This window comes from Hyphomonas sp., assembly GCF_041689225.1.
Taxonomy (GTDB): domain Bacteria; phylum Pseudomonadota; class Alphaproteobacteria; order Caulobacterales; family Hyphomonadaceae; genus Hyphomonas.
Genome location: NZ_JBDNGN010000099.1, coordinates 1 through 5,523, shown reverse-complemented (window position 1 = coordinate 5,523; position 5,523 = coordinate 1). Strand labels below are relative to the sequence as shown.

General features: G+C 61.6%; 5 protein-coding genes and 1 pseudogene. 1 reads left to right on the top strand and 5 read right to left on the bottom strand.

What is annotated here, in order from left to right; all coding sequences use genetic code 11:
* Positions 1-135 precede the first annotated feature (135 nt).
* The 3 genes from ACESNB_RS08925 to dusA all read right to left on the bottom strand — a co-directional run bounded on the left by ACESNB_RS08925 (position 136) and on the right by dusA (position 4,613).
* Positions 136-1,887 carry a beta-lactamase induction signal transducer gene (locus ACESNB_RS08925; RefSeq protein ID WP_373006425.1) on the bottom strand — a complete coding sequence of 584 codons (1,752 nt, stop codon included), beginning with the start codon at positions 1,885-1,887 and terminating at the stop codon, positions 136-138.
* Entirely contained in the window at positions 1,884-3,365 is a 1,482-nt protein-coding gene (locus ACESNB_RS08920) for an ATP-binding protein (RefSeq protein ID WP_373006423.1), read from the bottom strand. Before ACESNB_RS08920 ends, ACESNB_RS08925 begins: the two co-directional genes overlap by 4 nt.
* Positions 3,366-3,620: 255 nt before the next feature.
* Complete coding sequence (gene dusA / locus ACESNB_RS08915) at positions 3,621-4,613, bottom strand: tRNA dihydrouridine(20/20a) synthase DusA (protein WP_373006421.1); 993 nt, start codon at positions 4,611-4,613, stop codon at positions 3,621-3,623.
* 100 nt (positions 4,614-4,713) lie between these two features.
* Between dusA and ACESNB_RS08910 the strand changes: the two genes are divergently transcribed.
* Positions 4,714-5,061: a hypothetical protein gene (locus ACESNB_RS08910; RefSeq protein ID WP_373006419.1), complete on the top strand. Its 348-nt coding sequence runs from the start codon at positions 4,714-4,716 to the stop codon at positions 5,059-5,061.
* 47 nt (positions 5,062-5,108) lie between these two features.
* On the opposite strand, the pseudogene ACESNB_RS08905 reads toward ACESNB_RS08910, so the two are convergent.
* Positions 5,109-5,285: pseudogene (locus ACESNB_RS08905) on the bottom strand (integrase core domain-containing protein); the annotation flags it as partial.
* A 58-nt stretch (positions 5,286-5,343) separates the two neighbouring features.
* On the bottom strand, positions 5,344-5,523 hold a 180-nt coding region (locus ACESNB_RS08900; protein WP_373006417.1), incomplete at its 5' end, for a transposase.

The following is a 5,523-nucleotide window of genomic DNA, read 5'->3' as shown; positions in this document are numbered from 1 at the left end:
CCGCCACGGCACGTTCGCGAAGATCAACGGAATAGTACTTGCCCATGGTGATAAACCTCCTCTTCCAGTCCGGAAACTGAATCAGAGTTCGAAGTGTCTGGGAATCCGTCCGATTCTGTCAAAGACAGAACCGCTCTAGTCGTCCTGCGCCAGAACCAGGCTCGTTGACCCACTCGTGTCGCGAGCCTGGCGCATCCATTCGAGAACCGACAGGATGACGGCAACGCCGCCGAGCCAGAACGTGATCATGAACACGGAATAATAGCCCTGGCTCTCGATGATCTCGCCGAGCCACGGACGGCCCAACGTGCCGATCAGCATGGTGAGCGAAGCGAGCAACGCATATTGCACGGCGGCAAAGCGCGGATTCACGACAGACGTGAGGTAGGCCGTGATCGCGACGAGCGCGAAGCCGCCAGCGATATTCTCAGCGAAAATTGTGACCATCAGGCGCGCCATGCGCTGTCCCTGGTCTGCAGCCACGACATCAGGCGAGAGTTTCGCGGCCCAGTCCGCCAGCGCGCTGAGCGGTGGTCCAAGATGCGAGATGTGGAGGAACCCGTCGAGCACGGTCGCGCCCGCTGCGAGGTCGGCGTAGAGCAGGTTGGTTGCGGCCGCGACAATGCCCCCGACGAAGAAGACCGGCATACGGCCGAGTACGGCGATCAACACAGCCCCGAGCAGCGAGCCGAGTATGGTGGCAACGACGCCGAAGAACTTGGAGGCGATGGCGATGTCATCGAGCGAGTGGCCAAGCGCGCCGAACTGGTCGCCGAGATAGAACGGATAGGCAAAAGCGCCCCAGACTGCGTCCGTGAAGCGATAGGTCAGCGCCAGCAACAGGACCAGGACGGCGCCCCATTTAAGGCGTGAAATCAGCTCCATCAGGGGATCGAAGATCGCCCGAAACAGGTTGCGGAGCACCGATTCAGCACGCGTCTCGTTCGCAATGCGCGCAGGCGTTTCAGCCGCTTTTGCCCCGAACCGAAAGACAAGGATCGCCGACACGATCGCTGGGACCAGAACGGTCAGTCCGACAATCCACGGACCCTCGGAACGCACGAATGTGCCGCCAGACGGTGGCGTCGCTGAGAAGAGCGACTGCATCACAAAGACGAGGATCATCGCAAAGCCGATGAGCCAGCCGATAGCAACCACCGTGACGGCAGGCGTCGAAACGCGGCGCGGCAGGCTGGACAGGAAGGACAGGCGGTCGGCATTCGGCGTCTTCGAACTTGCCGGCTCTGGCGCAATGATGCTGCCAATCATCGACAGGGCCAGCACGAAGGCCACCATCAGGAATGTCGCCGTCCAGCCAGCCCGCGCCGCGACGAGCAGCGCGATGAATCCGGAAATGAAGCCGGCCGACTTGTAGCCGAACTGGTAGAGCGCGGACATCAGGTCCTTGTCCTCATCCGAACGGGCGACCTCGATGCGCCAGGCATCAAGCACGATGTCGTGTGTCGGGGAGACGAGGGCGATAGCCAGCGCGATGAGCGCGACGAGGCCGATATTTTCAGCCGGATTGGTGAAGGCAAAGATGCCGATCAGGACGACCATGATGCCCTGGAACAGGAGCAGCCAAGACCGGCGACCGCCGAGGAATCCCGTGAGCGGAGCCGGACGGGCTGTCTGGAAGACCGGCGCCCAGAGATATTTGAATGAATAGCCGAGTGTCAGCAACGACAGTGTGCCGATGGTCGAGGGCGTAATGCCGAGCTTGGTGAGCCAGGCATTGAGCAGACCGAGCGTGACGCCCATGGGAAGGCCGGCGGCAAAGGCGAACAGCGCCATGGCGGCCATGCGCCGGTCGCGCAGAGCCCTGAGGGCGCGAACGACGCGAGCTGGTTTCTTCAGGGGGAGCGGAGGGACCGCCGCCTCGCTCATGCGACGCCTGCAGACACAGCCCGAGGCGCCGTCCAGCGGATGGCGAGGCTGCGGAGCGCCTCGGCATCCAGCGGTTTCGCAGCGACACCATCGGCGCCTGCAGCCATGGCACGGCGCTCAATATCCGGATTAATCTCTGCCGAGACGGCAATGATCGGTACAGAGGAGCCCGCTGCCCGCAAGCGGCGCATGGCTTCGAAACCGTCCATCACCGGCATCCGAAGGTCCATCAGGATGAGAACGGGATCCATTTCGCCTGCGGCCTCCAGTGCTTCGCTGCCAGTTGACGCGACTGTGACGGTAAATCCCGCCGATTCCAAGGCGCGGCGTGCGATTAGCGCATTGACCGGATTGTCATCCGCAATGAGGATGTGACCCGCGCCGGTTTCCGCTTCCGGCTCGTCTACGGCTTCGCCACCGGAACGCACGAGGAAAATCCGTTCGGCAAGCGACGATGTGCGCAGCGGACGCACGAGCCAGCCAACACAACCAAGTTTGCGGAAACGCGGCAGCGCGCCCCTGTCCTCAGGGCGTATGACAACAAGCGCAAGCGCAAGCTTGGCATAGGCCTTGACGGTTGCTTGCGGCAGGTCTGCGCCGATCAGCAGGACATCAATGCCTTTTGGCAGGCGTCCGCGCGACGGGTCGATCAGGACCGGCACGGCCTGCACGTCTTTCAGCGCTGAGGCTATCGACAGGCATGTGACGGGTGGCAAGCCAACCAGTCCAACCTTGCCGCCCAGGACAATTTCATCATGACTGGTCGCCTGCTCGGACCGTTGAAGCGGCAAGATAACAGAGAACACCGCGCCACAGCCCGGCGAGCTAACGACATTGATCACACCCCCCAGCAGGTCGGTGAGGCGCTTCACAATGGCCAGGCCAAGTCCGACGCCGCCATCCTTGTAGGCATCCTCTGCGTCGACCTGATGGAAGGCGTCGAACAAATGATCGAGGTCTTCCGGCGCGATGCCCGGGCCCGTGTCGATGATCCGCAATTCCAGCCCGTCATCGCGGGCCGTAATATCGAGCAGCACACCGCCACTCTGGGTAAATTTGAGCGCGTTGCCGACAAGATTGAACAGGATCTGGCGAATGCGGCCGGCATCGCCCGAAAAGGTCGGCATCGGCAGCTGCGATGCGCGTACGGCGAGGTCGAGGCCGCTGGCATGGGCCCGCGGGCTGAGGAGTTCAATCACTTCGCGGCCGAGCCGGATCGGACAGAAGCTCTCAGTTTCGAGCTCGACGGCCTCGGCATCAAGCCGGGCATAATCGAGGACATTGTTGAGCAGGTCGAGCAGGCGTCCACCACTCAGGCGGATCGTCTCGGCATATTCGCGCTGGGCTGGCTCTAGATCGGTCTCCAGCAACAGTGAAACGGTCCCCAGAATACCGTTAAGGGGGGTACGAATCTCGTGGCTCGCGGTCGCCAGGAAGGCATCTTGCGGCGTCGGGCTGAATTTGGGCGTATCTGTCATGCTCCGAAAACCCTAGGCCCAAGGCTTTAGCATTCGTTTAATGACCCCGCCTGAACCTTACCGCGCCAGCGCCCCGGCCTGAACGCCTTCGGCCTGTCCGGGCGCGCATCGCCGGCACGTCAACGGGCTGGGCCTCAACGCTCTCGAACGCGAATGTCGTGATGCGGCAAACCATCCAGACCTTCCCCTTCGGCAGGAAAAATGCCATCACAGGTTAACGAACAAAGGAAGAACAAATTCGTGTTTCTCGAACGGTCAGTCGACGGACACCACCTGAGATGTGATGGCTTCCACTGCAGCGTCGAGCACGTCGAGCCCTGCGCTGGGCTTGGGTGCGCGTTCCGACAGGATGCGGCGCCAGGCGCGGGCGCCGGGCTGGCCATTGAACAGGCCGAGCATGTGACGGGTCATGGCGTGGAGGCCGACGCCCGCCGCCAGCCGCTCGGCCATGTAGGGCCGGTAAGCGAGGAGCGCGTCATGCGGGGAAACACGCGGGGCGCCCTGCCCGCCGAGTTCCGCATCGACATGGCCCAGCAGAGACGGGTTCTGGTAGGCGGCACGGCCGAGCATGACGCCGTCGAAGACCTCCAGGTGCTCGCGGCATTCGTCGATCGTGGTGATGCCGCCATTCAGCGTGATCGAGAGATGCGGACGTTCCGCCTTGAGCGCGGCCACGAGCGCATAGTCGAGCGGCGGGACTTCGCGGTTTTCCTTGGGGCTGAGGCCTTTCAACCAGGCCTTGCGGGCGTGCACCGTGAAACTCGTGCAGCCGGCAGCGGTGACCTTGTCGATGAAGGTGAACAGGGTTTCGCGGGCCGGCAGGTCGTCGATCGCGATGCGGCATTTGACCGTGATCGGGACGTCAGTGGCGTCGCGCATGGCGGCGACACATTCGGCGACAAGGTCCGGCTCGGCCATCAGGCAGGCACCGAAGGAGCCGGACTGGACGCGCGAGGACGGGCAGCCGCAGTTCAGGTTGATCTCCTGATATCCCCAGGATGCGCCGATCGTCGTCGCCTTCGCGAGCTTTTCCGGGTCTGACCCACCAAGCTGGAGCGCGGTCGGTGCATTGCTGGGCACCTCCCATAGCAGGCGTTCCTGATCGCCATGGATGATGGCGTCGGCCGTGACCATCTCAGTATAGAGCAGGGCCGATTTCGTCAGGCAGCGATGGAAGGCGCGGCAATGCGCGTCAGTCCAGTCCATCATAGGTGCAACAAAAAATCTATGTACTTGATTTTTATTCATTTTTTTAGTAGTTTCAAAGGACTATAATGAGAACATGTGCACTGATTTGCACACGTTTGTACCGGTTTTGATCCCTCTGTGCACACGGAGCGCACACGAAATGTCGTCAATCACGAAGCTTCCTTCCGGCAATTGGCGGGCACAGGTCCGCCGCAAAGGACGGTATGTCTCCCAGTCATTCCTGCGCCGCAAGGACGCCGAGGAATGGGCACTCAAAATGGAGCGCCGGGTGGACCGTGGAGAAAGCGTCTCCAAGCACCGCCCGAACCTTATAAACACGGTTGCCGATCTCGTCGATCTCCACATTGCCGACATGCTGGATGTACGCAAACCGCTGCGCCGTTCGAAGGCTTACTCCCTGAACAAGCTCAGAGACGATATCGGCCACCTGCGCCTCAACCAGATCGAGCGCGAGAGGATCATCGAGTTCGCTGGTCTGCCCCACTGAGGTGGTCCATCGCCTTTGTTAGTCCGGCGGTTTCCATGTAGCGGCGTTCATGCTGCTACACCCCCATAGTAAGGCGGTATGAACGTCGCGGGGAAGATGGCTTCTGGCGCGGGCGGTTTGTAACCAAGCGATGAGTGTGGTCGGGCTGTATTGTAGTGGTGTCGCCAGCCTTCGGTGAGGGCCTTCGCTTCTCGTAGATCATAGAAGATTTCGCGGGCGAGAAGGGTAGCGTCCCATCGCGTGGTGTAATTCGTGCACGCCGTCTCGGCTGCGATCACGGTTTCAGCTGCCCACGCCGGGCAGGCTGAGAACAGGGTTATCGACTACTTTGGCGAGACTTTCCAGTGACATATATCGCCGGGCAAGTGCCCACTCGTCATTCTGTTCAAGGAGCAGTGCGCCAACGAGACGGATGATAGCGGCATCATTGGGAAAGATACCGACAACATTTGTGCGCCGCTT

What these genes read in the sequence shown, in the direction of transcription:
- ACESNB_RS08925 (WP_373006425.1), bottom strand. Translation starts at nt 1,887, where the DNA reads ATGAGCGAGGCGGCGGTCCCTCCGCTCCCCCTGAAGAAACCAGCTCGC.
- ACESNB_RS08920 (WP_373006423.1), bottom strand. Translation starts at nt 3,365, where the DNA reads ATGACAGATACGCCCAAATTCAGCCCGACGCCGCAAGATGCCTTCCTG.
- dusA (WP_373006421.1), bottom strand. Translation starts at nt 4,613, where the DNA reads ATGAATAAAAATCAAGTACATAGATTTTTTGTTGCACCTATGATGGAC.
- ACESNB_RS08910 (WP_373006419.1), top strand. Translation starts at nt 4,714, where the DNA reads ATGTCGTCAATCACGAAGCTTCCTTCCGGCAATTGGCGGGCACAGGTC.